Annotated in this window: 29 protein-coding genes; 27 read left to right on the top strand and 2 right to left on the bottom strand. The window is 69.1% G+C overall.

Annotation, left to right across the window (positions count from 1 at the left end):
• On the top strand, window positions 1-597 hold a 597-nt coding region (locus tag BN1555_RS34440; RefSeq protein WP_218058260.1), incomplete at its 5' end, for a GIY-YIG nuclease family protein.
• A 207-nt stretch (window positions 598-804) separates the two neighbouring features.
• Complete coding sequence (locus tag BN1555_RS39355; RefSeq protein WP_176710324.1) at window positions 805-1,047, top strand: hypothetical protein; 243 nt, start codon at window positions 805-807, stop codon at window positions 1,045-1,047.
• A 482-nt stretch (window positions 1,048-1,529) separates the two neighbouring features.
• Here the strand turns inward: BN1555_RS39355 and BN1555_RS39360 are convergent, their stop codons facing one another.
• Together BN1555_RS39360 and BN1555_RS34450 are read right to left on the bottom strand one after the other, a co-directional pair.
• Complete coding sequence (locus tag BN1555_RS39360) at window positions 1,530-2,120, bottom strand: hypothetical protein (protein WP_176710325.1); 591 nt, start codon at window positions 2,118-2,120, stop codon at window positions 1,530-1,532.
• 87 nt (window positions 2,121-2,207) lie between these two features.
• Complete coding sequence (locus BN1555_RS34450) at window positions 2,208-2,588, bottom strand: hypothetical protein (RefSeq protein ID WP_093803876.1); 381 nt, start codon at window positions 2,586-2,588, stop codon at window positions 2,208-2,210.
• Between the two features lie 18 nt (window positions 2,589-2,606).
• Here BN1555_RS34450 and BN1555_RS34455 point away from each other — a divergent pair, with 18 nt between their 5' ends.
• The 25 genes from BN1555_RS34455 (at window position 2,607) to BN1555_RS34575 (ending at window position 26,081) form a co-directional block, all read left to right on the top strand.
• On the top strand, window positions 2,607-2,879 hold the full coding sequence (locus tag BN1555_RS34455) for a hypothetical protein (RefSeq protein WP_093803877.1): 273 nt from the start codon (window positions 2,607-2,609) through the stop codon (window positions 2,877-2,879).
• Window positions 2,876-3,148: a hypothetical protein gene (locus BN1555_RS34460; RefSeq protein ID WP_093803878.1), complete on the top strand. Its 273-nt coding sequence runs from the start codon at window positions 2,876-2,878 to the stop codon at window positions 3,146-3,148. The genes BN1555_RS34455 and BN1555_RS34460 overlap by 4 nt, the downstream gene beginning before the upstream one ends.
• A gap of 338 nt (window positions 3,149-3,486) precedes the next feature.
• A complete protein-coding gene (locus BN1555_RS34465; protein WP_176710326.1) occupies window positions 3,487-4,674 on the top strand; it encodes a phage terminase large subunit family protein in 1,188 nt (395 codons plus the stop codon).
• Between the two features lie 611 nt (window positions 4,675-5,285).
• Window positions 5,286-7,259, top strand: a complete 1,974-nt coding sequence (locus tag BN1555_RS34470; RefSeq protein ID WP_093803879.1) for a hypothetical protein — start codon at window positions 5,286-5,288, stop codon at window positions 7,257-7,259.
• Window positions 7,240-8,007, top strand: a complete 768-nt coding sequence (locus tag BN1555_RS34475; protein WP_093803881.1) for a DUF4355 domain-containing protein — start codon at window positions 7,240-7,242, stop codon at window positions 8,005-8,007. Before BN1555_RS34470 ends, BN1555_RS34475 begins: the two co-directional genes overlap by 20 nt.
• Window positions 8,008-8,116: 109 nt before the next feature.
• Entirely contained in the window at window positions 8,117-8,869 is a 753-nt protein-coding gene (locus BN1555_RS34480; RefSeq protein ID WP_093803883.1) for a hypothetical protein, read from the top strand.
• 15 nt (window positions 8,870-8,884) lie between these two features.
• Window positions 8,885-9,937, top strand: a complete 1,053-nt coding sequence (locus BN1555_RS34485; protein WP_093803884.1) for a major capsid protein — start codon at window positions 8,885-8,887, stop codon at window positions 9,935-9,937.
• Window positions 9,934-10,236: a hypothetical protein gene (locus BN1555_RS34490; RefSeq protein WP_141662948.1), complete on the top strand. Its 303-nt coding sequence runs from the start codon at window positions 9,934-9,936 to the stop codon at window positions 10,234-10,236. Before BN1555_RS34485 ends, BN1555_RS34490 begins: the two co-directional genes overlap by 4 nt.
• Window positions 10,237-10,323: 87 nt before the next feature.
• On the top strand, window positions 10,324-10,659 hold the full coding sequence (locus BN1555_RS34495) for a hypothetical protein (RefSeq protein ID WP_093803887.1): 336 nt from the start codon (window positions 10,324-10,326) through the stop codon (window positions 10,657-10,659).
• Window positions 10,656-11,492, top strand: a complete 837-nt coding sequence (locus BN1555_RS34500) for a hypothetical protein (protein WP_093803888.1) — start codon at window positions 10,656-10,658, stop codon at window positions 11,490-11,492. Before BN1555_RS34495 ends, BN1555_RS34500 begins: the two co-directional genes overlap by 4 nt.
• On the top strand, window positions 11,489-11,881 hold the full coding sequence (locus BN1555_RS34505; protein WP_093803889.1) for a hypothetical protein: 393 nt from the start codon (window positions 11,489-11,491) through the stop codon (window positions 11,879-11,881). Before BN1555_RS34500 ends, BN1555_RS34505 begins: the two co-directional genes overlap by 4 nt.
• The gene (locus BN1555_RS34510) at window positions 11,881-12,327 is read left to right on the top strand and encodes a DUF6093 family protein (RefSeq protein ID WP_093803890.1); all 447 of its coding nucleotides are present in this window, start codon (window positions 11,881-11,883) and stop codon (window positions 12,325-12,327) included. The genes BN1555_RS34505 and BN1555_RS34510 overlap by 1 nt, the downstream gene beginning before the upstream one ends.
• Complete coding sequence (locus BN1555_RS34515; RefSeq protein WP_093803891.1) at window positions 12,324-12,713, top strand: HK97 gp10 family phage protein; 390 nt, start codon at window positions 12,324-12,326, stop codon at window positions 12,711-12,713. Before BN1555_RS34510 ends, BN1555_RS34515 begins: the two co-directional genes overlap by 4 nt.
• Complete coding sequence (locus BN1555_RS34520; RefSeq protein WP_093803892.1) at window positions 12,710-13,159, top strand: hypothetical protein; 450 nt, start codon at window positions 12,710-12,712, stop codon at window positions 13,157-13,159. The genes BN1555_RS34515 and BN1555_RS34520 overlap by 4 nt, the downstream gene beginning before the upstream one ends.
• 142 nt (window positions 13,160-13,301) lie before the next feature.
• The gene (locus BN1555_RS34525; protein ID WP_093803893.1) at window positions 13,302-14,099 is read left to right on the top strand and encodes a phage tail tube protein; all 798 of its coding nucleotides are present in this window, start codon (window positions 13,302-13,304) and stop codon (window positions 14,097-14,099) included.
• 106 nt (window positions 14,100-14,205) lie between these two features.
• On the top strand, window positions 14,206-14,760 hold the full coding sequence (locus BN1555_RS34530) for a hypothetical protein (RefSeq protein WP_093803895.1): 555 nt from the start codon (window positions 14,206-14,208) through the stop codon (window positions 14,758-14,760).
• A 143-nt stretch (window positions 14,761-14,903) separates the two neighbouring features.
• Window positions 14,904-15,137 (top strand): hypothetical protein, encoded by a 234-nt coding sequence (locus BN1555_RS41025; RefSeq protein ID WP_255306492.1) that lies wholly within the window; start codon window positions 14,904-14,906, stop codon window positions 15,135-15,137.
• Window positions 15,138-15,158: 21 nt separating this feature from the next.
• Window positions 15,159-19,634: a hypothetical protein gene (locus BN1555_RS34540; RefSeq protein WP_093803897.1), complete on the top strand. Its 4,476-nt coding sequence runs from the start codon at window positions 15,159-15,161 to the stop codon at window positions 19,632-19,634.
• Window positions 19,627-20,523, top strand: coding sequence for a phage distal tail protein (locus tag BN1555_RS34545; protein ID WP_093803898.1), 897 nt, complete (start codon window positions 19,627-19,629; stop codon window positions 20,521-20,523). The genes BN1555_RS34540 and BN1555_RS34545 overlap by 8 nt, the downstream gene beginning before the upstream one ends.
• 11 nt (window positions 20,524-20,534) lie before the next feature.
• The gene (locus BN1555_RS34550; protein ID WP_093803899.1) at window positions 20,535-21,470 is read left to right on the top strand and encodes a hypothetical protein; all 936 of its coding nucleotides are present in this window, start codon (window positions 20,535-20,537) and stop codon (window positions 21,468-21,470) included.
• Complete coding sequence (locus tag BN1555_RS34555) at window positions 21,467-22,522, top strand: hypothetical protein (RefSeq protein ID WP_093803900.1); 1,056 nt, start codon at window positions 21,467-21,469, stop codon at window positions 22,520-22,522. The genes BN1555_RS34550 and BN1555_RS34555 overlap by 4 nt, the downstream gene beginning before the upstream one ends.
• A 40-nt stretch (window positions 22,523-22,562) precedes the next feature.
• Entirely contained in the window at window positions 22,563-24,095 is a 1,533-nt protein-coding gene (locus BN1555_RS34560) for a hypothetical protein (protein WP_093803901.1), read from the top strand.
• A 23-nt stretch (window positions 24,096-24,118) separates the two neighbouring features.
• Entirely contained in the window at window positions 24,119-24,460 is a 342-nt protein-coding gene (locus BN1555_RS34565; RefSeq protein ID WP_093803903.1) for a hypothetical protein, read from the top strand.
• Between the two features lie 151 nt (window positions 24,461-24,611).
• Entirely contained in the window at window positions 24,612-25,676 is a 1,065-nt protein-coding gene (locus BN1555_RS34570) for a peptidoglycan-binding protein (protein WP_255306493.1), read from the top strand.
• A gap of 42 nt (window positions 25,677-25,718) precedes the next feature.
• Window positions 25,719-26,081 (top strand): hypothetical protein, encoded by a 363-nt coding sequence (locus BN1555_RS34575; protein ID WP_093803904.1) that lies wholly within the window; start codon window positions 25,719-25,721, stop codon window positions 26,079-26,081.

A 26,081-nucleotide genomic window follows, 5' to 3' on the forward strand; every position in this document is an offset into this window, starting at 1 on the left:
TTCAGACGACGTGTGGAACCGCTCGTCCCACCAGCCAGTGGTCTACTTCGTCGTCAACGGCGACCGGGTCAAATCGGGACCAGTACCAACATCACGGCTCGACTCTCCGCGCTCTGTCTGCGCAAGTCGAACGCCCCGCTCCTCCTGAACGGAGGAAACGACCTGGAAGGCGCTCTGCACCAGCACTTCGCGTCTGACCGCCTCGGACAGACCGAGTGGTTCATCCTGTCCAAGCGAATCCAAAACTACATAGCTGGCCGGAAGGCGGCAGCGGCTGCCCTGAAGCAGCCATCGCTCGTCGATGAAGAGTCCACCACGCGCCCGGCCGGCGACCGCATCAACGTCCCGTCGTATCCGAGAAATCCCACGGCCTGCGAGACGATCCTGAGTGTCCTCAACAAGTACGCGGACCCTGCTGGAATCGACATCGTCTACATCGACCGGCCCGCCCTCCTCACCGCCACCAGCCTGAATGAATCAACTTTCGCCAACGCGCTCAGCAAGCTGGCAGGCGCGAGCAAGATCCACCGCATCGCGGAAGGCAAGTCCGTCCGCGTCGGCCTCGGCCACCAACCCGCCAGCGGCTCCAACGACTGAAAGACCGGCATGAGCACCACCCGAACCCTGAGGCCGCGATCGCTGCCCGTCTCCCGACGGGCGGCTGATCATCGCCAGCCTCGACCCAACACCCCCGAATCCCGCAGCCCTCTCCAGCGAGCCCTGCGCGCAGCCGAGAACCCCGATACGCCGCCCACAGCCGTTCCGTTACGGCCAGCCGATAAAACCCACCCACGGGAGACCAGCATGGACAACATCAGCACGCGCAGCATCATCACCCTCCTTCGTGAAAACCACACCGACATCCCCCACGGCAACGCCCTCCTCGTCGACACCCGCGCCCTCCGCAACCCGCCGAAGACCCCGCCGTACGCGAACGCATGCTCAACTCCAACGGCCTCGACCCTGAAGTTCGCCGCTACGTCATGGCCACCCGCGGCGCCCGTGAAATGGTCGACCAGACCACCGAACGAGTCCGCACCTCCTTGAGGAGAACAACCTCCGCCGCTGGGCCGGCGAACAGCTCCTACGCGTCGATGTCCACGTCATGTGCGGCGGCGGCCGCCACAGGTCAGTCGCCGTAGCCGAAGAAATCGCCACCGCACTACGCGCCCACGGCATCGGCGTCGAAGTCGAACACCCCCACATCGACAAGCCCATCACCCCAAGCCGGCCACAGGGGATACCGCCTAAGACAAACCCCCGTTTGTGCGCCACGCTGGTACTGGCACAGCCCGGTCGGGGGCCCCGGTGTCCCCGCGCCCAACCCCGACCAGGCCGTGCCCAAACAACCCGCATGAACGTTTACCCACCGGCCGGACGACACCCCCCCCGTCGTCCAGGCCCGAGATGGCCCCGCGAACCCACCCCCCAGGGAACGCGGGCCACTCCCATTCCCGGCCCGAACTACTTGACGGGCTTCCACGTCCCGCACTGCTCAGACTTGAACATGCCGTCCGACGGCAGGATCGTCACCGTGATGTCCGTCGCCGCGTTGGCGAAGTTGTTGTCCAGGATCTCCCCGGCCTTCGTGGCCCGCTCCCAGTAGCAGTCATCCAGCCGGCCCTTGGTTCGGTACGTCCCCGGCGGATCGTCGCCCCCACATCACCCTTCGCCGGCGGAACAGCCCGCACCTCGTACTCCCCATCCCCGAACCACCGCTCGTACCGCCCCGACGACGCGGCCTTCACCGCCCACGACCACTTCGGACACAGCTTCGGCACCCCCGCCGACAACACCGCCCCCCGGTCACCCTCCATCTGGCCGCTCTCCACCAGCCACTGCGGCCGCGACGCCCCACCAACCGCACTCACCGGCAGCGACTCACAGATGTCCGTCACGAGGTCCGACGGCTTCTCGTACAGGCTGTCCTCCACGGCCCAGCCCTTCTTGGCCGCCAGCCGGTCTAGGTCACCCTCCGGCGTGCGAGGGAACGTCTCCTCCGTCTCCGTCACCACCGGCTCAGGCACCATCTCCGGGGCCTCCGGCGTCACCGACGGGGACGGCTTCGCGTCCACCTCACCGCCGCCAGAGCACCCGCCGGCCAGCATCACCACAGCCACCGCCACAACGGAAGACCCCACCCACGCACACGTTTCATGAGCGCAGGATGACAGCGCACACGAGCAGGGGGAACCAAAACGCCACGATCAGGGATCATCAAGGTAGGCGCGGGGCCTGACCGACCAACATGCGGGAGCCCCGACCGCCATGCCAATCTCCAAAGCACAGCAAGCCCTCATCTCCGAGCGCCGCACCATGCTCATCCGCCTCCGCCGCAAGGGCGTCCCCTTCGACGACCCCAGATCCTCGACCTCGGATACAGCAGTTCCGGCGCCGCACGCAAAGACCTCATCCGCGCCCTCGAGCAGAACCGCGACGAGGAAGCCGCCGAAGCGTCCGTCTACCGGCAGCAGGAGAACGAACGCCTCGACGCCGAACTCGAACGCCTCGAAGGCCTCGAAGCCGCCGCCCGCCAAGTCCTCAAGAACCGGCACATCCTCGTCAACAACGGCCGCGTCATCCTCCACCCCGACACCAACGAACCCATGGAAGACGACGCCCCCGTCCTCCAAGCCATCGACCGGCTCGTCAAGATCGACGATGCCCGGCGACGCAACGGGGAGCGCCGAGCCAAGCTCAACGGCCTCGACATGCCCGTCAAGACCGAGGTGTCCGGACCCGAAGGCGGACCGCTCTCCGTATCGACCGCAGACCCGGAGAAGCTGGCCGCGATCATCGCCGCAACTAGTCGGCTCGACACCGGCGACCCCGCCAACACGGCCACCTCCACCCCGGCCGACGACGAGGCCACGGAATGAGCGCCGAACACGCTGACGCCATCGCGAAGGAACTCCACCGCCGCACTACCCGTCTCTACGAACTGGTCGCGACCGAGGCATTCACTGCTGCCAGCCGAGAAGTCTCCGAATCATCCACCTCCGTGGCCGAGCACGTACGAGGCGAGGTCATCGGACTTCGTGGCGCCCTTGGCATCCTCCTCGGTGGAACTGTGCCAGGCGGTACAGCGGACCAGCTCGCCCTCGCCTACTACGAGCAGTGGCTGAACCGTCAGGAACCCGACGGGTGACCACAGCCCTTGAACGGCAAGTCGCGGTGTACCGCACCCTGCCCCCGACCAGCGCGCCGCCATTACCCGTCTCGCCGACAAGGAGACCCGCGCCGCCCTGGCGTGGGCCGAGCAGCAGATGGCCATCGAGCGTTCCCCCGGGCAATGGCGGCCGCGCTCACCGGAGGCCGCGAGTGGCAAGCCCGCCACCTTGACCTCATCGACATGGCCTTCGTTCGCATCGCCGCTGGCGAACGCATGCGGGTCCTTCTGAACATGCCTCCACGTCATGGGAAGAGCGCTCGCGCCGCCCGCTGGGGCCCTTGTGGTACCTGGCCCAGAACCCCGACCACCGCGTCATGATCGCCTCCTACGCTGCCAAGCTCGCCGAAGGCCACGGACGGTGGATCCGGGACAGCATCCGCGCGCACGGCGACACCATCGGCATCAATCTCCGCTACGGGTCGCAGGCGGCGAACCGCTTCGACCTGGAGAACACCGAGGGCGGTCTCGTCACCGCCGGTGTCGGAGGCTCGCTGACGGGCATGGGCGCAAACGTCGCCATCGTCGACGACCCTCTGAAAGACGCCAAGGACGCCGACAGCCCCGTCAAGCTCGCCACCCTCTGGGACTGGTGGCAGCAAGTCATCAACACGCGCATGGAACCCAACGGCTCCATCATCGTTATCCAGACCCGTTGGTCGGAGAACGACCTCGCCGGCCGCATCCTCCAGAGCGGAGCCGAGGACTGGACCGTCATCAACCTCCCTGCCCTCGCCATGACCGCCGACGACCCCCTCGGACGAGAAGTCGGCGCACCACTCTGGCCCGAGCGTTTCCAGCGCAAGCACCTCGACCAGTTCAAGAAGGCCGTCGGCGAACGAGGCTGGTGGGCCCTCTACCAGCAAGAGCCCCGCCCCCTCGAAGGAGGCGTCTGGAAATGGCCGTGGATCACCGACAACCGCATCACCCCCCAAGCCTTCCGCGGCGTCGACCTCACCCGCACCTTGGTCGCCATCGACACCGCAGGCGGCCGCGAAGACAGCGACGAAGTCGGCCTCATCGGTGGCGGCCGCAATGCCGAAGGCGAGATGTACCTGCTCGCCGACCGGTCGAAGAAGATGGGCGCCGCAGAATGGGGCCGCGAAGCCTGCCTGCTGGCCATTGAACTCGAGGCCGACGCCTGGGTGGTAGAAGCGAACTTCGGCGGCGACATGGCCGCGCAGATCCTCCGCCAAGCCTGGCAAGAGCTCCAGCGTGAGGGCCTCACCAACGGCATGCTGATGCCCCGCATCATCGAAGTCACCGCCAAGGTAGGAAAGAGACTGCGCGCCGAACCCATCGCCCAGCTCTACGAGAACGGCCACGTCCACCACGTCGGAGAGTTCCCCGGACTCGAGGTCCAGTACGTGTCCTGGATCCCCGGCATGGACTCCCCAGACCGCCTGGACGCCGCCGTCCACCTCATCACCGAACTGGCCGACCCGGCCTCCGCAGCCGTCGCCAGCACCCCGTACAAAGACCAGCGGCTGGCCGGTCGCCGGTGAACGCCCCGACCCGGGCCGAGAAGGGACCAGGGCACCGTCGTCCTGGCGGCCGACGGCCTCAGCCTGCCTGACCTGCACAAAGAGCAGTGACCACTTAGATGCCAAATAAGTGGTCACTTTGGGGGACCCAGTTTGGAGAAGCCCCGTGTGGAATCACCAGACGTGAATTAGATTGGGCGACGCCTCACTGAACGCACTGCACAGTGCGCTGGGGGTGAGGCAGAGAGAAGCCCGGGAACCGGCAACAGCCGGCCCCCGGGCCAAGTGGTAGCGGCCGCCCTGAGTCAGAACCAGGGGATGTCGCGAACAAGACCGATAGCGCGGTCTACGTTCGCAACAAAACGACAGCCCCAACAGGATCTTGCTCAGGGCCGCCCGCCACTTTGCACGCGGCTTCCGATGCCGTCCAGCCATGCTTGGTACTCCCTCCCTAGTGAGTTGCAGAGGGGGACCACAGGCTCGAGATGGCGTGAGCCACCGCGCGAACCGAGCCTACGCACGGCCGCGTTCCACTGCGCCGCGAATCCAGAAATCTCCCGCCCGGGGAACGACCTGCGGATACGCCCGTACTCTGATCACAAGGCGCGGGGCCTGGTACGGAGGAAAACTCTGTGGGCCTCAGAGAGATCGCCATCCACGCGTGGAGCTGGCTGAACTACAAGCCGGTGTACTCCGACGCGCAAGGCATGCCCAGCCGCCGGGCGTTCCCTGAAGCGCAGGCCATGTGGGTGCCAGCCGACGCCGAGCACCGGCTCGCCGCCTACAAGCTCCTGGCCGCCTACGACCACAACCAGGCCTCCGAGATCGCCGAGGTCGTTGACGGGCCGCTCGCCCGGGAGCGACGCGAGTTCGGCGACCCTTCGATGTTCATCGACACCCTCGTCGCGAACGTCCTGGGCCGGGACCAGAAGATCGTGGTCCCCGGCGCCGAGCAGACCGGCTCCAAAGAAGGCGAAGCCGCAGCGACAGCCGCAGCCGAACGCGTCCAGAACCTCCTGCGCGCCTGGGCCAAGGCCGAGCTGCTCCCCATGCGCCTCCAGCAGTGCGAACGCAAGGCCGTCGCTCTCGGAGACGGTGTGTACCGCATGGCGTGGGACCCGGCCAAGCGCCGCCCCACTTTGCGCGTTACCGACCCCGGCTTCTACTTCCCCGTCATCGGCGAGGACGACGACGACGGCGAGTACCCGCGGCGCGTCCACTTCGCGTGGGAACTGCCAGCCGATCCGAAGCGCGGGCTGAAGACCAGACTGCGGCGCATCACGTACGAGCTGGACTGGATCCGCCCCCTGACCGTGGCCGGGGTAGACGAGACGGGAACCCGCGCCGTGCGCGCCCTGCCGCCGCCGGCCCAGGCCCTGGACGGCGGTGAACTCGAGGAGCCCGCACCCCCCGTGCTGACGCCCGGTGACACGATCGAGCCCGTCTCCGGGGCCATCGCCCGCCAGTACGCGTGGAACGACGAGCCCTCGTACGTCACCTGCTACCTCACCGACGCCACCTGGGTCATCGACGACCTCAAGGGCCCCGTCGACGTCGACTCGCTGCCCCTGTCCCTGGCCACGTACGCCACCCGGTCCGACGGGGAAGTCCTCGACCACCTCGACCTGCTCATCGATTTCATCCCGGTCATCCACGTCCCCAACACGGTGCCGCCGGCCGAAGAGCACTGGGGCCAGTCGTCCCTCGCGAAGGTCCTGCAAGTCTTCGACGAGCTCGCCGGCTCCGACACGGACTCCGCCCGGGCCTCGGCGACCACCGGTCTGCCCATGCTCGCCATCTCCGGCGCCAACCCGCAGGAGGAAGTGTCGGCCAGGCCCGGCATGGTCTTCAAACTGGCGGACAACGGCCGCCTGACGGCCGTCGATACCTCCGCGGCCCTCGCCGAGCTCCGCAACCACGTCGGCGAACTGAAAGAGCGGGCTGCCGCCATCGCCCGACTGCCCGCCGTGTCCCTGGGCACCCTCAGCCCCTCCGAAGTCCCCTCCGGTTTCGCCATGCAGATCTCCCTCGGCCCGCTGGACTCCCTCATCGGCAGCATGCGCCTGGCCCGCGAGTACAAAGAGAAGCTGCTCCTGAAGTTCGTCCAACGCCTCTACCTGGCAGGCCAGCACCCCGACTGGGCAGGCATCACCCCGCAGGACGCCGAACTCGTCCGCGGCCCCTACACCCCCACCGACAAGGCGTCTGTCCTCGAGCAGGTCGCCAACGGCGTCTCCAAGGGCGTCATGTCCCTCGAGACGGGCGTACGGATGCTCACCGACGCCGGGTTCCCCATCGACGACATCGAGCAGGAAATCGAGCAGATCCAGGCCCGCCAGTTCGAGCAGGCCCGGTTCCTCGCCGACGCCCTCGGAAACCTTGACGAAGTCGCCGACTTCCTCGGACGCAAAGCCCCGAGACCCCGGACCCGCCCATACCGAACCTGCCGCCGGTTCCAGGCGGCGACGAAGACGAAAACCCGCTGGAGCCGGGGCGGCAGGCAACCGGGGGCAACGAATGAGCAGACTCGTGCTTTCCTTGATCTCAGGCGCGGGGCCTGGATACCTCTTGGGAGGACTTGCCCCTATGCGCCGCCCCGCGCTTGACCGCATCACCGGACCCGTCGACACCACGGCGTGGGCCCACCCGTACCCGGCGGGCCCCTTCTCCCCGGTTTTCTACGCCTCCGGCGACCCCAGCCCGGATGCCGTGACCCCTCCGGCAGGTGACACCGACCCGGCAGACCCGCCCAAGCCCAAGGCGCCGGCCACCCGCCCCGGACCCGCGGACGGCGAACTCATCGTCCGAAGCGACTGGCTCGAACAGAAACTCACCGCGGAAAAGGACTCCGGGCGCCGCAACGGCAACCAGCGCCTCGCCTCCGACCTCGGATTCGACGACGTCAACAGCCTGCGCCAGTACGTCGAAGACAAGAAGAAGGCCGAGCAGGCACAGCTGTCCGAGACCGAGCGCCGCGCGAAGGAACTCGAGGACCGGGAACGCAAGCTCGCAGAGAAGGAAACCCAGGCAGCCGCCCGCGAACGCGTCGCCAACCGCCGCGCCATCCTGGTCGGCCTCGGAGCAACCGGCACCGACCTGGACGACGCCACCGCACTTCTGCGAGTCGACAACGACGCCAGCGACGACGACGTCACGGCCGCCGCCGAAGCCCTCAAGGCCCGCCGGCCCGAACTCTTCGGCGTACGCCCGCAGACAGACCCGGCCGCCCCGCAGCTGCCGCCCGCCCCCGGCGGAGCACCCGCCGGCGGCGCCCCCGCACGCCAGGCCACCACCGGCAAGCCCGGCGACCGCGGACGAGAAATGGCCCGCCTGCGCGGCCACAAGGCCGCCTGACCACCAGACTTCCCGGTCGCACAGCCGGGGTTGGGACCACGCCCTCTCCTCGTGGACGCGCACCCGCGGGTGCCGCTGGCACCAAACACGCCACATCACGAGGAGAGCTGTGAACGACTTCCAGCCCTACTCCTACACGGACAGCGTCACAGCCGACAGGCCGTGGCTCGCGTCCCTGGTAGGAGTCCAGGACACCAACACCATCACCCTCGACCTGAGCAAGTTCGTCGCGGGCACCCACTACACCGTCTCGGCGAACCCGATGCTCCAGGGCCGAAACGTCATGCGCTCCGGCATCCCGCTGGGCAAGGTCACCGCATCCGGCCTGTACGCGCCGTACGCCGGCCCGACATCCGAAATCCAGACCGTCACCGTCACCGGTACGCCCACCGGCGGCACCTACACGCTGACGTTCTCCGGGCAGACCACCGCCGGCATCCCCTACAACGCCACCGCCGCACAGGTGAAGACAGCCCTCGAGGCCCTGTCGAACATCAACGCCGGTGACGTGCTCGTCTCCGGGGGCCCGCACCCCGGAACCGCGATCGTGGTCGCCTTCGCCGGCCAGTACCTGGGCGACGACCAGGCGCAGATGACCGCCTCCGCAGCCGGACTGACCGGCGGCACCACCCCCGCCGTGACCGTCACCACGACCACCGCAGGCGGCGGCGCGGCACCGGCGGACGGCACCGACATCCTCGCCGGATTCCTGGTGTCCGAGATCAGCTTCAACCCCGGCTCCACCAAGGCCGCCGGCGCGCTGCTGTGGCACGGCGAGATCTTCGCCGAACAGTGCCCCGTCCCGTTCGACCCCACCGATGTTGGGGCCACCGCGCCCGGCGTCAACATCCACTACCGATAGTAGGAGGAGCAGACGATGGAAGCCCTTGAGCTCCTTCTGCGAGACACCAGCGCCACCGACCTGACCGTGTTCGCCCGCCAGATGGACACCCCCGCCAAGTACCGGCTGACCCGCGAAGTCCTGCCGGAGACGCAGATCCAGGGCATCAAGTTCCGCACCACCAGCGCAAAGCGCCGCGTCAACGCCGCGAAGTTCCGGGCCTACGACGCGCCGACCGCGATGGCCAAGCGGCAGGCCGAGCGAGTCGTCAACGAGGGCATGCTGCCCGCCCTCGGACAGACCCTCGCCGTCTCCGAGATGGACCAGATCCTCCTCGACGTCGGCCACGGCTCGGACACCGAGCGCTACATCGAACTCCTGTACTCGGATGCCGAGCGCCACGTGGAGTCCATCAAGACCGCCCAGGAACTCGCCGCCGGCCAGCTCCTGGCCACCGGCGCGGTCAACCTGCCGGGTCTGGGACTGGACGTCGACTGGAACGTCCCGGCAGAGAACATGCCGACCGCGGCAATCCTGTGGGACGACCCCAACGCCACCCCCCTGTCCGACGAGCGCGCGTGGATCGACTACCTCGTCGACAACGGAGCCCCCGCGCCCCGTGAGGTCATCACCTCCCGCCGCGCCCGCGCACTCCTCGCCGCGAACGCGGAGTACCGGTCCGCGTTCTACGGCTCCTCCAGCACCGCCACCACACCCTCCGCGACGCTCGCACCCAACGAGGTCGACGCGGTCCGCGCCCGCTACGGCCTCCCCCCGATCGTCATCTACGACGTCCAGGTGTGGAACGACGACACCTACCAGCGGGTCCTGCCGGACAACAAGTGGATCCTCATCCCGGACGTGCCCGCCTCCGAATGGGCACAGACCCAGTACGGGGTGACCCGCGAGGCAGCCCAGTTCACCTCCGGCACCAACCCGGCCCTCACCCGGCAGGAAGCCCCCGGCATCGTCGTCGTCACCCACGTCGACGACAACCCGGTCCAGATCTACACCCGCGGCGCAGCGATCGGCATGCCCGTCCTCTACGTCCCCGACATCCACATCTCCGCAACTGTCCTCGGGGCGTGAGCGTCATGGCCAAGCTCAGCAAGGCCGTATACGTCCGCGACCCGGAACGCCACCGCACCGTCCTCCTCAAACCGGGGGAGGAACCGGCACCGCACCTCGCGGCCCTGGTCACCAACCCCGACTGCTGGGAAGACGGCAAGGTGCCGGGCACCGAAGACCACACCGCCACACAGTCCAAGGACCCGGAGCCCGACAAGGACACCGACACCGAGGACACCAAGCCGGCCGCCCGCAAAACGGCGGCCAAGAAGCCGGCCCGGGGCCGGACGACCGCCGCTGAGGGCACCGGCGGTCAGTAAGCGGCGTGCGGGCCCGACCCCTGGTGGGGCGCCAGACCGGGCCCGCACCTGCATCCCCTTCCCACCCACACCTGACCGGAGGACCTGGTGGACCCAGCCGTAACCGCCTGGCTGCTCTCCCAGCTTGGCCCCGACACCGACCTCACCGACCTCGCAGCCCGATACGCACGCCTCGCCACCGCCCGGGCAGTCGCCATCGAGGTGGTGCGAGAGCGCCTGGCCGCACTGCTCTCGTCACCCGGCACCGTGACCGTGTCCGGTGTCGTGTCCATCAACGTGTCCGCGAACATCGCCGCCTACGAACGGCAAGTGGCCGCCCTTGAGTCCGGTGAGCCACCCGCACCCGACGACCCGGCCGACAGCGATGACGACACGGGCGACGGGTTCGGTGTGATGTACCTGGTGGAACGGCCACGCCGATGACCACCCCCACCCGGCGCCGCACCCTCCGCGCCCGCCTCCTCGACTTCATCCGGGACGCCACCAGCAGACTCACCGCAGCATGGCGCATCCTGACCGGCGCCCAAAGCCGGCTCCTGGACGCGCTCGCCCGAATCCGGCCCGGCCGCAACGCCCCCGCCCTGATCCGGGCCGCACAGACCGCATTCCAGCAGTCGATCGCCGACTTCGACCGGGCCGCCACCGGATTCACCGAACGCTGGGCAGCCACCGACCTGCCCCTGGCCTACCGCGAAGGCGCCCTCGCAATGCTCGACCGGGCCGACCGGCCCCGCCGCTCCTGGTCCTGGACCACCCGGCACCAGAACACCGTCACCGCCCTGTCCGCCCAGTGCTACTCCGACCTCACCGGCCGCCTCACCGAAGCGACCCGCCGCGCCCGCGCCTTCATGCGCGCCGCCGTGGACGCCGCCCGCACTCGCCTGTCCCGCTTCGAAGTAGCCGCGTTCGACCGGAACGCACTTCGTAAGCAGCACCCCCTCGACACCGTCATCTACGCCAATAACGCCCGCCACCCCGTCCAAGCCTGGGCAGCCTCAGCCCTGTCATGGCAGGCCGTGACCGCCGCCAACGCCGGGGCCGTCGCCACCGCGTACGAACAGCTGGCCTGCACCCAGGTCAAAGTCCGAGACGGCCACGGCTGCGGATGGGCGACACACAAGGACCCGGACACCGCGGACGGCACCATTCGCGACATCGACGACGCCCTCGCCCACCCCGTGGCCCACGCCCACTGCGTGCGCGAATTTCTGCCCCACTTCGACAGGCCCACCCGACCTCTTGGAGCACCCGCATGAGCGAGCCGAGCCCGCCCCCGGCCACGCCCAGCGCGTACGGCGTGCGCATCGACGCGCAGCCCGGCCACGCCTCCATCACCCTGGACGGTCACCGGATCCCACAGGGCCAGGTCGCCGGGTACACACTCCAGCACTCCATCCCCGACGCCCTGCCCACCCTGGTCCTCCACACCCGCCAGTCCGATGGCCTGCTCTGGGAAGGCATCGCCCGCGTCGCAGTCGCCACCGAGCAAGACCCCGGCGAAGCCATCGCCGCCTTCCTCGGCAGCATCGATCCCACCGCGCTCAGCCAGGCCGCACTGAACCGGAACGATCTCGACGGCACCAAGCACGAGATCACCCGGGCGATCCTCCAGCAGCTCGCCGACTGGGCGCAGGGGAGCATCTGATGGCCGGCCTGGACCAGGCGCTTGCTGGCGTCACACGGTGGATCGAGACCAACCTGCTGATCGACACCGTGCGTATCACCCAGCCCGGCAGCGGCGAGCCCGTCCTGAACGCGGCCACCGGCCAGCTCGAGTACCCGCAGGGCACCGTCCTCTACGAGGGACCGGGCGCCATCGTCCCTGGCTCCGCGACGATGGAACGCTCCGCCGTGCCTGACGCCACCCAGCCGTGGTTCCCCCAGACCCGGTCCACGTACGTTCTCCTCACCCCGATCGGGGCGCCCATCCCTCCGGAGCACGCCATCGCGTCCGCCGTCCAGGTCCACGACCCGACACGCACCTCCCTCCTGGGCCGGACATGGATTTGCGCCGACCCCGGGCAGGCCAGCACCGTGGAGGTCGTCCGCCGTACCGCCCTGGACCAGAACCGGGCTGAGGGCACACCGTGACGCCCGATGAGCTGGCCGACCGGCTCGAGGCCGCAGCGGACAACCTGGGGGACGCCATCGCCCGCCGGGTCCAGCACACCGCCGAACTGGGCCGCGGCATGATCCGGGCCAACGCGACCGGCCGGCCCGGGCCAAACGTCATCACCGGCAGGTACCGGTCGTCCTGGGAAACCGTGACCCGCAGCATCCCGTACGGCGCCGAGTGCACCATCGGCACCAACCAGCCCCAGGGCAGACGCCTGGAATTCGGCTTCTACGACATGACAGACAGCCTCGGCCGGCACTACTACCAGCCGCCCTTCCCGCATGTCGGGCCAGCCGTACCGCGCATGGAGACCATGCTCAAGGCGCAGGTTCTGGCTGCCGCACAGGAGGTGCTCGGGTGATCGCCCGCCTGCCCGTGACGATGGCCCTGTCCGCGCTCCTCGCCTCCGCCACACGCCTGCCGGTCGGACGCGGCCGCCAACCGGAGGGCGCAAAACCCCCGTATTACCTGCTGTACGCCATTACCAGCAACATCAGCGGCGCACCGTTCTCCGACCAGCACGAAGACTCCACCCTGGTCTACCAGGTCACCTCCGTGTCCGGGCCCGACCCGACCAGACCCGAATCGTACGGAGTCGCGGACCAGGCAGAGTGGATGGCCGACCTCGCCCGCACCGCGATCCTGGGGCGGCACGCGGCGACCGGACTGTGGCTCCATGAACTGACCATCCCCGGCGCCCGGGTGACCGGGCGCTCCCTGGACGCCGAACCGGGGGGAACGAATGATCCAGCCGATGCCATCATGAGTTACGTGCAGAGATTCAAGTTCGACCTGACCTCGACCTGACTTCTGGTCAGGCAGTTTGACCGCACCGCGGCGGGACCCCACGCGGACGCGCCACCAGAGGTGGCCGCCAACCACACACATCACGTGTAAAGGGGCCCCGTCCGCCGCATCGCGGAAGGCCCCGGGACAAAGGGGCCCACCCATGCCAGTCAAGAAGTACATGAGGCGCGGAACCAGCGTCTTCAAGTTCGTACCCGTGATCGCTGCGTCCAGCATGATTCCCACCCGCAGCGAGCTCAACGGCGGAAGCAATCTCACCGAGTACATCGCCGGCCTCGATGGCTGGACGCAGACGAACAATGTGATCGAAACGCCGGACATGGCGGACACCTTCGATTCGAAGATCCCCGGATCCGATGCGGCTGACGACTCCAGCATGACGTTCTACGAGGACGAGGAGTCCGCGACCCTCGAGACGACCCTGGCCAAGGGCACGTCCGGCTACGTCGTGATCCTCCGCAAGGGCGACGTCCCCGCATCCGCGTCCATGGACATTTTCCCGGTCCGGGTGGCCTCGCAGTCGCCGCAGTACACCGCGGACAACGAAGCCGCGAAGTTTGTCGTCAATTTCACCATCACCTCCCGCCCGGTCCAGGGCGCCCCGGTGCCGGCAGCGGGCACAGACGAGGTCCAGAGCGTCGCCATCACCGGCTCCCCGACCGGCGGCACCTACACCCTCACGTTCGATACCCAGACCACTGCGGGCATCGCGTACAACGCCACGGCGGCCGCGGTGCAGTCCGCGCTCGAGGCGCTGTCGAACATCACCCCTGGAGACGTCGTCTGTGCGGGCGGCCCGCACCCGGGCACCCCGGTCACGGTCACCTTCGGCGGCCAGTACGACGGCCTGAACGTCACCGAGATGACCGGATCCGCGGCCGGCCTCACCGGCGGCACCACCCCGGCCGTCACGGTCACCACCACCACGCCGGGCGGCTGACCCCAGCCCGCTCCGCATCAGCTCCCGGCCGGGCCCCTCACGGTGTGCTTGGGAAGGGGCGCCGTGAAGGCGCCCGGCCGGGTCCCCTTCCCTCCTGGAGGACCACATGCCTGCGCAGACCACCCCCACCGAGCCGCCCGCCGCCGCTGTCGCCAAGGACGCGCACTGGTCGGCGACCCGTGAGCGGCTGAACAACCGCAAGCGGCCGATCGCGACCCTGACGATCTGCGACGACCACGAGATCAAGCAGGCGCTGGCCAAGGCGAAGTTCCTTCACCAGCGCGCCACCGCGCAGGCCGAGGAGTCCCCCGACGAGCCGGATACCGGCAAGGCGGTGGCGGACGCGCAGGCCGCCCTGGACAAGGCGCAGCAGGCGTTCGACGAGGTCGCGGTGGTCCTGCGCTTCCAGGCCCTGGACCGGGAGTCATTCGAGGCGCTGAAGGCGGAGCACCCGCCGACGGAGGAGCAGGGCGAAGACGGCGCCGAGTGGAACATCGACACCTGGGGGCCCGCCCTGGTCGCCGCCGCTTCCCTGGACGGCATGACCGTTGAAGACGCCGCCCACTACATGCGCACCTGGTCCCCGAACGAGGCCGTGGAGCTGTACGACGCCGCGTTCGGCGTCCAGGCGGTCTCCCGTATGGACCTGGGAAAAGGCTGATCGCAGATGAACGTCTGCGCACCGAGCTGGAGCTGTGCGACAAGTGGGGCATCCCCCACTCCCAGTTCCTGGGGATCGGCGCCGGCCACTGGACGCCGCGCGACCGCGCCAAGGCCCTCGCCTACGCCGCTTACCTGCGCGCCGTGTGCCCGCAGTGCGGCACCCGTGAGGACGAGTGGCAGGACGAGGACGGGAACACCGTCGACGCCTACGTCGCCTCCAGCCACCTGTGCCTGGGTTGCAAGGAGATCAGCCGCAAGCAGGCGGAGATCCCCGAAGAAGCCGCCGCCGGCATGAAGGTCCTCCTGATCCCGCCCAGCGTCCACGCGGCGCTGATGTACGCGAAAGACCGCAGCACCACCTCACGCAAGCACTGACAGGGAAGGGAGGGGCAGCCGGTGGCCAACTGGAATCTCTCGGTTGATCTGCGCGGTCAGGGCACCAGCCTGGTCCGGACCCTGCGCCAGTCCGCCACTCACGCCCGTACCCTGGCCGACGCCACCGACGATGCCCAGAGCAGCGTCCGTTCCCTGGGCCGTGCTTCCCAGACCGCCGCCCGCCACGTACGGTCCCTCGGCCGCGGGGCAGCGGACGCCCACGGCAACGTCACCCGCCTCGGCTCCGCCTCCGCGACCGCCCAACGCCGCCTGACCCGCCTGGCCGGGCAGGCCCGCAACGCTGCCCGGGACATGCGCCGCCTCGCCCGGGCAGCCGAGGACGCCGAAGCGCAGCTCCAGTCCGCGGGCGGCAGCATTCAGATCACCGCCGGGATCGACGACCAGACCGGTCCGGGCATGGCCGCCGTACGGGCCGCTGTTGCCCAGATCCAGGCACTGAGCCCGGTCCAGATCGACGTGCGCTTCGACGCCGACGCCGCTGGTGCGGCCGCAGCCCTGGCCGCCGTCCGCAGCGTCGCAGACGACACGTCCCTGACGCTGCGGGCTCTGCGGGCCCGGGCCGCCGCTACCGCAGACGCTCTCGATGACCTCGCCGACCGGGCCCGCAACGCGGCCGGCGGTCTGCGCTCCCTGAACACCGCCGCCCGCAACGCCGATACCAGCCTGGCCTCCCTGTCCGACAGAACGCGCACCCTGCGCACCGACCTGGACGACCTGGACGGATCGGTACGCAGGGCCGGCGCCGGCATGGGCGGCCTCCGCGGGAACCTGGGATCAGTCAGCAGCTCCGCAGGGGCAGCCAGCGGTAACACCCGCACCCTGATGCTCGCCGCCATCGGCCTGGCCACCGCCCTGATCCCGGTGGCCGCCGCAACAGTGCCCATCGCCGCGGGCCTGACCGCCGCCGGCGTGGCAGTCGGCGTGTTCGGCGCCGCGATCGGCGGGCAGATCAAGGCACTGGGCGAGGCGTCGGAGGCGGAGCAGAAATACGACGAGGCCGTGCGCGAGCACGGCAAGTCATCCGCCGAAGCGGCAAAGGCCGAAGCCGAGTACCTGCGCCTGATCGCCGAGATGCCGCCGGCCACCCGCCAGGCCGCCGCCGCCGTCACGCACCTCAAGGACGAATACCAGGAGTGGTCCGACAGCCTGGCCAGCAGCACCATGCCCGTGGCCGTCAAGGGCATGGGCCTCCTTGAGCAGGCCATGGAGCCCCTGAGCCCCCTGGTGCGCGGCACCTCGGTGGAGATGGACCGCTTCATGAACATCGCGGCCGGAGCCATGCAGACCGAGGGTTTCGACCAGTTCGTGGAAAAGTTCACCGCCTTCGCCGTCGAGTCCCTCGCCCGGGGCACCACCGGAGTCGTCCGGTTCACCCAGGCACTGGACTCCGGTGAAATCGGCAGCGACCTGCGCGAGTTCCTCGACTACGCCCGCGAGCACGCCCCCCTGGTGGGGGAGACCCTGGGGAATCTGGCCCGGGTGGTCCTGAACGTGGCCGTCGCCGGATCCGAGATGGGCGTCAGCGTCCTCCAGGTCGTCAACACCCTGGCTTCGCTGGTCAACGCCATCCCGGCAGACGCCCTCGCGATCATGGTGCAGTTGTATGCGGCGTTCAAACTCGCCGCGCTCGGCGCCGGCCTGCTGACCGCAGCCACTGGCGGCGCGGCGCTTGCCAGCCTGGCCGCTTTCGTACGCGCCGCCCGCTTCGGTGGTGTGGCCGCGGCCATCGGCGGTGTCACACAGCGCATGGGCGGCCTCGCTAAAGCCGCCGTCGGCCTGGGAATCCTGACCGTCGCCGCCATCGGCATCAGCAAACTGGCCGAGAAGGCCAGAGGCGCGCCGCCGGACGTGGACAAGCTGACCACCAGCCTCAAGAACCTCTCCCTCACCGGGAAGTTCACCGGCGAGCTCAAGAAATCGTTCGGCGACATCGACGGCCTGGTCGACCAGGTCAACAAACTCGGCAAGGCGACGAAGGCGCAGGACGAGTACGTCGAATCGTTCGGCACCTCCGGCATCGGACCGCTGGACGACCTCCGCCGCAACGTCCACGACCTGTTCAGCGACTTCAAGGACGGCGAAGAGTCCACCACCGCCCTGACGGACCGGTTCAACGCCCTGGACGAGTCCATGGCGGGCATGGTCGGCAGCGGCAACGCACAGCAGGCCGGCGCCGACTTCCAGCTGATCAGCGACGCCCTGCGGAAAGCGGGCAAGTCCACCAGCGAGATCAAGGACTTGTTCCCCGAGTACAGCGCGGCCCTGGAAGAGCTGAAAGCCGAGCAGCAGCTGGCCGCGGCCGGTATGGGTGTCTTCGGGCAGCAGGCCCTGGACACGAAGAGCAAGCTCGATGCCCAGAAAGCGTCCGCGGACGGCCTGCGTACGGCCATCGTCGCCCTGAATGACGTCAACCGGGCGGCGCTCGGCGGCATGGTCGGCTTCGAGGCCGGGATCGATGCGGCGGCCAAGGCGGCCAAGGAAAACGCCGGCGCGCTGACGATGGTCAACGGCGAGCTGGACCTGAACTCCCCGAAAGCGCAGGCCGCAGCAACCGCCCTGGCGGACCTGGGAGCCAAGACCGACGCCGCGGCCACCGCCGCCCGCGAGTCCGGCCGCTCCTGGGAGTACACCAACGGCATCTACGAGCGCGGCACCCAGGCCCTCATCACCTCCGGCATGCAGATGGGCCTCACCCGAGCCCAGGCCACCGCCCTGGCCAAGACCATCCTCGACATCCCCGACAAGCACTCGACGACCATCGAGATGCGCCGCGAGGACGCCATCGCCGGTCTCGACGCCGTCATCGCGAAGATCGAGGCAACACCGAACTCGAAATCGGTGACGGTCAATGCGCTGACCAAGGACGCCATCGCTCTGCTCAACAGCCTCGGCTACAAAACCAAAACCTTGCCGGACGGCCGGGTGCAGGTCACCGCCAACACCGGCAACGCCCTGGGCGGTCTGGCGGCGGTCAAGCGGGCCCGGGACGGACTGAGCGACCGCACGATCACCATCACCACCCACTACCGGGTGACCGGCAGCACCGCCCGCCCGTCGGGGGGCGGATCCTACGGCTCGGAGCTGAAGGCGCAGGGCGGCCGCCTGCGCGGCTACGCCTCCGGCGGTGACGTGCAGATGTACCCCGACGGGGGCTACATCCAGGGCCCCGGCACGGGCACCAGCGACAGCATCTTCGCGATGTTCGGCTCCGGCGCCATGGCCCGCGTCTCCAACACCGAGTACGTGGTACGCGCGGCCGCCGTATCCAAGTACGGCGTGGGCTTCATGGACGCCATCAACCGCGGCACCCTCAAGGCCCCCGGATACGCCCAAGGGGGCGCCGTCACCGACTGGCGCTACGACCCGCAGTCCGGGTCCCTGTACTCGCCGTCCGAGGCCGGTGCGGCCGGCCACAAAACCCGCAAGGTGAAGGTCAAGGGCAAGAACGGCAAGTTCACCACGAAGGAGGTCGATTACTTCGACCTGGGGACGGTCGAGAAGAAGATCAAGTCGGCGTCGTCGGCTACCCGAAGCTGGAACAAAGACCTCGAGAAGGTCGCGGACCGGGTGGGCGGGGACGTCGCCGAGGCGCTCGCCGCGATGGGCAAGGACGGTGTCGCCCTCACGAAGAAGATGGCGAACGGGTCCACCAAGTACATCGAGGAGATGGCCGCGGCCCTGCGCGGCCTCGCGCAGACGGCCAAGGCCAGCCTGACGGACTACACCCGCCAGCTCGACAAGGCCACCAAAACAGACTCGGCGTTCGCCAAAAACCTGGCGACCTTGTCCGCCCAGGGCTACGGGGACCTCGCCGCACAACTGGCCGCCCAGGGCGATGAGGCGGCGCAGCAGCTGGCCGCGGCCGCCGTGAAGGACCAGGGCAAGGCAGCCAAGGCGAACAAGGCCGCCAAGACGGCGAACAACGCTTTGACCAGCGGCGAAGTGGAGCAGCTCGTCGCCATCATCGCCGCCGTCAAAACCAGCAAGACTGGACTGCACGACGTCGCGGACACGACGGGGCTGGGTGAAGACGAGATCATCGCCACCGCCGTGAAGGCCCGCGGGCAGATCAAGTCCTCCCTGGGATCCCGGGCAACCCGATTCCTTGCGGACCTGTCCAAGGCGGAGCGGGGCTTGGCGTACGCCAACGGCGGTATCCGCGAGGGCATCTACTCCACCCGCGGCGGCGCCGTTACTTTCGCGGAGCCCTCAACCGGTGGGGAGGCTTTCATCCCGCTCGGGGCGAACAAGCGCGGGCGGGCCACGAACGTCCTCAAGGACGTCGCGGGGCGCTTCGGGCTCGGGCTGACCGACGCTGCCGGATCCCGGGTCGTCATCATCCGCGAGCAGGGCCCCCTGATCGGCAGCGTGACCATCCCAGTGACCCACACGAACGCCTCGGCGTACGACATCAGCCGGCAGGTCGAACGCCAGATCCGCCGCGCGCAGCGAGGGGGAGTGGCCGCCCGTGGCTGAACTCGAAGAGGGCCAGTGGGAGCTTGGGGGTGTCCTGATGGGCGCCGGAACCCAAATCCCGGTCGCGGAGGTGACTGGGCTGGGCCGGCCGTCGACACGGGGCGAGGACATCGAGCAGCCCGGCATGGACGGCGTGTTCCTCGGCGTCGACTACTACGCGGCCCGCAGCATCGAGATCGACGCGGCCATCAAGGTCCCCGGCGACCCGGATGCCTGCTGGGCGCTGCTGTCCTCGTTGCAGACAGCGGCGGATGCGACCGCGGTGCGGTTGACCGGCGGGGCGACGATGCCGCTGAGGTACCGGCGTCGGGGCGCGGCCACCAAGCGGGTCGACGGCCGGCTGCGCCGCCTTGAGCCGCAGCTGTCCCAGGTCATTTACGGCTGGATGCCGCTGGATATCGAGTTCGTGGCCGCGGACGCCCGCTGGTACGGCGACGAGCAGCAGACCACGGAGATCCCCCTGGGCTGGATGTCGGGAGGCGGATTCACTGCCCCGGTGGCGGCCCCGATCCACGTCACCTCCGCAACCTCGGTGGCGGAGCGGCCCGGCTGGGTGGAAACCCACGGTGACGTCGCCACGTGGCCCGTCCTGCGGATCACTGGCCCGTGCTCCGCCCCGGCCATCACGCACGTCTCCACCGGCCGGACCCTGGCCCTGCCCACCCTGGTCCTGGGCGTGGGGCAGTGGGTGGAGCTCGATACCCGGCCCGGCCGCCGCCGGGTCGTGTGGAACAACGGCGGCAACGCCGAGTCGTACTTGACCCCGTCATCGCGCCTCGACCTTTTCTCCCTGCCGCCCGGTACCAGCGAACTGCGCTGGACTGCGGTCGACCCCACCAACACCTCCCGTCTGCGCGTCACCTGGCGCGACGCCTACCGAGCCGCGTAAAGGAGACCCTGATGGCCCTGTTCCCCCGCCCGCTGCTGGTTGACGGAGCAACGCACCCCGCCCAGCAATTCCGCATGATGATCCGCGACCTGACCGGCGGGTCGGAGGGAGTGACCGAGGGCGATGACCTGAAGGTCACCGCTTTGGCCACGCCGGGCAGCTCAGTGCAGATCGCTCCTGGCTCCGGTACGATCCGCGGCCGCGCGAACGTCTACCAAGGCTCGTACACGGCCTGCAACCTGGCGACGGACACGGTGCCGATCGCAGCGACCGGCGCGTCCGCGCGCAGTGACATGGTGGTGCTGCGCGTCCTGGATCCCGAGTACGAGGGCAGCCTCAACCCGGCAACGGACAACATCAACTACTTCGAAGTGATCTCCGGGGTGTCGTCGTCCGCGACCACGGTGCCCGGCGGCCGGACCGCGATCCCCCTGGCACGCATCACCATTCCGGCCAACACGTCCATCATCACCAACTCGTACATCACCGACCTGCGGAAAATCACCCGTCCGCGCCGGGAACGCAACCTGGTGATCCAGTCCCCGCCCTCCATATCGGGCCTGCTCGGCGGATCCACCACCTACAGCTACTTCTCCACCGCCGGGGGCTGGAACATCGCCGTCCCCAACTGGGCCACCACCGTCCGTATCAAAATCGACGTCAGCCCGCTGCGGTTCTCCGCCAACGATTTCTTCGGCAGCGTCCGGGCCACTTTCGGCAGCAGCCTCACCCTCCAGCCCACCCTGGTCGACGACAACCAGGGCACCGTGACCCGCCGGGTCGGCACCGTCATCGCCGACACCCTGACCCTGCCCGCCGATTACCGCGGCACAACCCAGCTGCTGCGCGTCCAGGGCGCCGGCGCCTCCGGGAACCTGGGCCGCATCAGCGTCGACTCCGGCACCGCCCTGGCCGCGGACATCCAGTTCGAGGAGGCGCCCCGGTGAGCTCCCCGCTGAGAGTCCTCACCCAGCACGCCGTGACCGGAGACTGGCTGTCCAAGGCACTGCCCCTGTCCGACCTCGAATACGGGCCCGAACTGGACGGGCCCGGCGCCCTGAGCGGCAAGCTGTCCCCGCGCCTGATCGCCACCAACCCCAGCCTCCTCGACCCGGGCACGACGCTGATCTACGTGGAGCAGGACGGGCAACTGCGCTGGGGCGGCCTGGTCTGGGACGCCCGCGCCGAAGGCGACACGTACAGCATCGAAGCCGCCGGCTGGACGTCGTACCTCCAAAAACGGTTCGACATCCACGGCCAGCTCAACGGCCGCGGCCCGTACACGCACGCGGACCGGTGCACCATCATGCGGGACATATGGGACTACGCCCAGTCCGCCGCCGACGGCGACCTCGGCGTCACGGTCGACTCGACCACCTCCAAGTCCACCATCGGCACACCGGCCCAGCGGTACGACTTCTCATGGTGGGAATGGCCCAACCTCGGCGACCGTTTCGACGACCTCGTCTCCGCAGAAGCCGCCCCCCAGTACACGTGCACCACCTACTGGAACACCGCCCGCGACGCCCCCATCCGACGGGTACGGATCGGCTACCCGCGCCTCGGTACCCGCCGCACCGACATCAGCTTCGCGTCCGGCGTCAACATCATCGACCCGCCCACCGTGCCCCTGTCCGGCGACGAATACGCCCAAGTCGTCATCGCCTCCGGGGCCGGTGACGGCTCCGCGAAACGACGGGCCATCAGCGCCGTACGCAACGGCCGGCTCCGACTCGAGCACGTGCTGGACCTGCCGCACATCAAAGGCAACGACGAACTCGCCTCCCGCGCCTCAGCCGAGCGGGCCTGGCGCCAGACCATGGGCAACGTCGAAGAAATCACCGTCCGCGACCACCCCGCCGCCCCCTGGAATCCTGGCAGGTCGGCGACGACGTACGGGTACGTGTCCACAACGCCTGGACCGACTACACCGGCTGGTGCCGCATCACCGGCTGGACCAACCGCCCCCACGCCCCCGGCGGCCCCCAGGCCACGCTGAGCCTGCGCCCGGCCGCCGCCTACACCTACGGAGCCGCCTGATGTCTGCCACCGTGGGCCAGAGACTGGCCGCGCTCGAGAAGAGACTCAAGGACATGGAGCGGGCATCACGTCTGTCCCACGCCGCCCTGGACAACACCGCGCTCGAGGTCCGCGACGACTCCGGCAGCCTGCGGGCGATCGTCGGACAGCAGGACGACGGCACCAGCGGCGTCAACGTCGTCAACGGCCCACCGCCCCCAGCACCCACACCCCCGACCGTCGAACCGGCCCTGGCCGCACTCGCGATCTCCTGGGACGGGACGTTCGCCGACGCCGTCGCAGCCCCCCTGGACTGGATGCGCTGCGAGGTCCACATCGGGCCGGACGCCGACTACACGCCCAGCCAGGACACGCTGCGCGACACCATCGAAACCCCCCAGGGCGGCACCGTCACCGTCCCCCTGCCGTACACCGAGTGGTTCGTGAAGCTGCGCTCCCGCACGACCAGCGGGGCCACATCGGCTGCGACCGCCGCCGTCGCGGCGACACCCCGCAAGGCCGACACCGAGGACCTCACCGCAGGGCTCATCACCGCGGACCTGATCGCCGTGGACGCCCTCACCGGTAAGGCCATCACCGGCGGCACGATCACCGGTTCCATCCTGCGCACCGCCACCAGCGGCGAACGAGTTGCGATCAACGAATCGTCCGGCAACGACATCAAGCTCTACGACGCCACCGGCGTCCTGGTGGCGACCCTGGACGGCAGCGGGCTACGGCTGGTGGGGGACAACGGGTCCTCGATGACGCTCAACCCGGACAGCGTCTACCCCTATCTTCAGTTCTCCTCCGAGGACGGGCTGAGCAACGCCACCATCCGAGTCGCCGAGAGCACCCCAGGCGCCGCGAACCTCGAGCTGACCTGCGGCGCCTTCACCTCCGGCGTCTACACGGACATGCGGTGGCGAACGATCCTCGGATCGGACTACTGGGTCGCCGAGCGGTACACCAGCACCCCCTCCTACAAGGTCCTCGGCGGCCGTGTCGACCTTCGCCCCACCCACGGGACTTTCGGATACATGGACAACACCGGCAGCACCAGTGTGATCAGCCGCGTTGTCTTCTCCCCCGGCATGGGGCAAGTTGAAGCCCGGCTTCGCGTGGAGGCGCCCGCCAGCGACTCCAGTGCCCTGTACGCCCAGGCCGCCGCCGGCCACACCGGGTACCTGATGCGCCTGTACGACGCGAACGCGGCCGCCTACCGCTTCGCCGTCGACCTGGCCGGCAACACAGATGTCAACGGCGTCCTTAACGCGCGGAACATTGCCACCGGCACGGTGACCATCACCCCGTCCGCCGCCCACCAGTCCACCAGCACCATCGTCTCCGGCCTCAACGTCGCCGGAACCACCTTCCGCGGCTACGCCACCGCCAACACGACCGTCGTCGGCGTCCGCTCCCCGCTGGGAGGCGGCGCGGCCGGCGTGACCGGCGTCGCCGTCACGTCCGTGTCCAGCACGGGCCTGACCGTGTGGGTCAACCGGGAGAACACCACGGCGACCGTCGTGAACTGGATGGTCATCGGCTCATGACCAGCAACGAAAGGAAGGCCACTATGGCCGAAGCAGGGACCGAAGAGGCCGAGTCCGCCAACTCCACGCAGGGAGCGGAGGCAGAGAGCGACCCGATCCTCGACCCGGTCGAGCCCGAGCCGGAGACGCCTCCGCCGCCGCCCGCACCGGAGGACCCGGCGCAGCCGATCGTCTTCGAGCCGTGGAAGTGGTACGACGCGACCGTCGCCTGCACTACCGCCACGTGCCCCAACCTGAACGTCGTGCTCCACCTGACCGAGGTGTACTCCAACGCAGGGCAGGTCACCTTCTACTGCGGCGTCTGCTCCAAGAGGCAGAAACTCCTGTCCGCCACGCTGATGGACCCCCAGCCCCCGGAGGAGTGAGCGGGGGCAACCCCAAGGCTCCTGGACCGTAGTCTGATCACGAGGGCGACCCTCCGCCCGGCTCCATCCCCGAGGGACTGCCACCCGGCCCACCGGCCAGGGAGCAGACACCACCCATCAGTGGGCGCGGGGACAGAGAGCGAGACCGCCGATGGCGACGCCACCGAGTGCTGCCACATTCCTGAAGGCCCTCCGCGACGAGGGGCTGAAGGTCGTCGAAGTCGGCGACTGGCGCACCCACAACCGCAACCACAAGGGCCCGTTCGGCCCGGTGCACGGTGTGATGATCCACCACACCGTCACCAAGGGCACCGCGAACACCGTCAAGATGTGCCGCGACGGGTACGCGGGCCTGCCCGGACCGCTGTGCCACGGCGTCATTGCCAAGGACGGCACCGTCCACCTCGTCGGCTACGGCCGGGCCAACCACGCCGGCATGGGCGACGACGACGTCCTTAAGGCCGTCAAGGACCAGACCGCGCTGCCCGCGGACAACGAGGCCAACACCGACGGCAACCGGGCCTTCTACGGCTTCGAGTGCGAGAACCTCGGCGACGGCAAGGACCCGTGGCCCGAGGCGCAGCTGGAGGCCATCGAGAAGGCGGCCGCCGCCCTGTGCCGCCTCCACGGCTGGGACGCCGACAGGGTCATCGGGCACCTGGAGTGGCAGCCGGGCAAGGTCGACCCGCGCGGCTTCACCATGCGCTCCATGCGCGACCGCATCAACCAGCGACTCGGCAGCAGCAAGCCCACCCCGCCCCCCGGCCAGCCCGCGACCGGCGGTGGCACGGGGACGTACACCGTTCGTAAGGGCGACACCCTGTTCAACATCGCCAGGGCGCAGCAGACCACTGTCGCCAAGCTCGTCGACCTCAACGACCTGGACGACCCGAACGAGATCAGCGTCGGGCAGAAGCTGAAGGTGCCCGCGAAGAGCACGCCGGCCCCGGCCAAGCCGTCTCCGTCGTACGAGCCGTTCCCCGGCGCCAGCTTCTTCCATGGCGGCCGCCACAGCCCCATCATCACCGCCCTCGGCAGGCGCCTCGTAGCCCTCGGATTCGGCAGGCACTACAAGAACGGCCCCGGACCGAACTGGACGAACGCGGACAAGCGCAACGTCGAGGACTTCCAGCGTGCGCAGGGCTGGACCGGCTCGAACGCAGATGGCATCCCCGGACCGGAGACCTGGAAGCGACTCCGCATCCCCAAGGTCTGACCACCTCACATCGCTCCGCCCTACCTCTCGAAGGAGAACCTCGTGAAGATCCTCGGACGCGAACCGGCTGTACTGCTGGGACTTGTAGCCGTCCTCATCAAGCTCGTCGCTGCGTTCGGTGTCGACGTCAGCGGCGAGCAGCAGGCCGTCATCAACGCCGTCGCAGCAGCCGCCGTCGGCGTCGCCCTCGCAGTCATGGCCAGCGACGGCCTCGGCGCCGCCCTGCTCGGCTTCGTCCAGGCCGCCCTCGCCCTCGCAGTTGGCTTCGGCCTCGACTGGTCCGCGGAGCAGCAGGCCGTTGTCCTCTCCGTCGGCGCAGCAGTCGTTGCCATGTGGGACCGCACCCAGGTCACCGCTCCCGTGCCAGCCTCTGCCGTCAAGCCGTCCGTCACCGCGGTCTCCTGA

This window comes from Streptomyces sp. Wb2n-11 (assembly GCF_001049855.1).
Lineage (GTDB): Bacteria > Actinomycetota > Actinomycetes > Streptomycetales > Streptomycetaceae > Streptomyces > Streptomyces altiplanensis.

Excerpts from the sequence above, each read along its gene's own strand:
- BN1555_RS34500 (WP_093803888.1), top strand. The coding sequence starts at position 10,656 with ATGACCACCCCCACCCGGCGCCGCACCCTCCGCGCCCGCCTCCTCGAC.
- BN1555_RS34550 (WP_093803899.1), top strand. The coding sequence starts at position 20,535 with ATGGCCCTGTTCCCCCGCCCGCTGCTGGTTGACGGAGCAACGCACCCC.
- BN1555_RS34570 (WP_255306493.1), top strand. The coding sequence starts at position 24,612 with ATGGCGACGCCACCGAGTGCTGCCACATTCCTGAAGGCCCTCCGCGAC.
- BN1555_RS34485 (WP_093803884.1), top strand. The coding sequence starts at position 8,885 with ATGGAAGCCCTTGAGCTCCTTCTGCGAGACACCAGCGCCACCGACCTG.
- BN1555_RS34505 (WP_093803889.1), top strand. The coding sequence starts at position 11,489 with ATGAGCGAGCCGAGCCCGCCCCCGGCCACGCCCAGCGCGTACGGCGTG.
- BN1555_RS34455 (WP_093803877.1), top strand. The coding sequence starts at position 2,607 with ATGGAAGACGACGCCCCCGTCCTCCAAGCCATCGACCGGCTCGTCAAG.
- BN1555_RS34475 (WP_093803881.1), top strand. The coding sequence starts at position 7,240 with ATGCGCCGCCCCGCGCTTGACCGCATCACCGGACCCGTCGACACCACG.
- BN1555_RS34510 (WP_093803890.1), top strand. The coding sequence starts at position 11,881 with ATGGCCGGCCTGGACCAGGCGCTTGCTGGCGTCACACGGTGGATCGAG.
- BN1555_RS34565 (WP_093803903.1), top strand. The coding sequence starts at position 24,119 with ATGGCCGAAGCAGGGACCGAAGAGGCCGAGTCCGCCAACTCCACGCAG.
- BN1555_RS34465 (WP_176710326.1), top strand. The coding sequence starts at position 3,487 with ATGATCGCCTCCTACGCTGCCAAGCTCGCCGAAGGCCACGGACGGTGG.
- BN1555_RS34530 (WP_093803895.1), top strand. The coding sequence starts at position 14,206 with ATGCCTGCGCAGACCACCCCCACCGAGCCGCCCGCCGCCGCTGTCGCC.
- BN1555_RS39355 (WP_176710324.1), top strand. The coding sequence starts at position 805 with ATGGACAACATCAGCACGCGCAGCATCATCACCCTCCTTCGTGAAAAC.
- BN1555_RS34525 (WP_093803893.1), top strand. The coding sequence starts at position 13,302 with ATGCCAGTCAAGAAGTACATGAGGCGCGGAACCAGCGTCTTCAAGTTC.
- BN1555_RS34560 (WP_093803901.1), top strand. The coding sequence starts at position 22,563 with ATGTCTGCCACCGTGGGCCAGAGACTGGCCGCGCTCGAGAAGAGACTC.
- BN1555_RS34460 (WP_093803878.1), top strand. The coding sequence starts at position 2,876 with ATGAGCGCCGAACACGCTGACGCCATCGCGAAGGAACTCCACCGCCGC.